Raw genomic sequence first — 444 nt, 5'->3', positions numbered from 1 at the left:
TCGTCCTTTTGGTTGACAAAAAAATAATCGCTATAAAGATGCGCGTTTTCCTATACTTTTGTATAGAACAACAAAAATAATTGCGAAAAATTGGCCATTTTGATATGATAAATCATGCAAATTAACGAATTTTTCATAGTTTTTCCCGAAGCCAACATTCAGGAGATACAGGGGCGGCTGCCTTTTAATTCCCTTGTTGACATGAACGGCAATGTGCTGAGCCTGCCTTTGCCGACCAACAGGATGATTGTCTTTAAGGTTGCGGCGATAAAAACCGAAGAAAAAACAGGCGAAAGCGAGACCTATCATTTTTTAGACTTGCTTAGCGCCGAGGAATTATTTGAATACGCGAAAAACGATAGGGATTAATAATGAAAGCTCCCTTCACCGCGCGTTAAAATTTAAATACGCAGGCCCAGGAGGCAGAACAGAAGCCGAAGTACG

At 40.5% G+C, this 444-nt stretch carries 1 protein-coding gene; it reads left to right on the top strand.

The annotated features are described in order from the left end of the window. The first annotated feature begins 114 nt into the window (after positions 1-114). Complete coding sequence (locus ACYVRA_RS09050) at positions 115-369, top strand: hypothetical protein (protein ID WP_461252378.1); 255 nt, start codon at positions 115-117, stop codon at positions 367-369. Positions 370-444: the final 75 nt, after the last annotated feature.

It is taken from the genome of Treponema sp. R8-4-B8 (assembly GCF_054786175.1).
Note: the sequence above shows the minus strand (reverse complement) of the source record. Positions and strands in the feature narration are given on the sequence as shown.

Excerpts from the sequence above, each read along its gene's own strand:
- ACYVRA_RS09050 (WP_461252378.1), top strand. The coding sequence starts at position 115 with ATGCAAATTAACGAATTTTTCATAGTTTTTCCCGAAGCCAACATTCAG.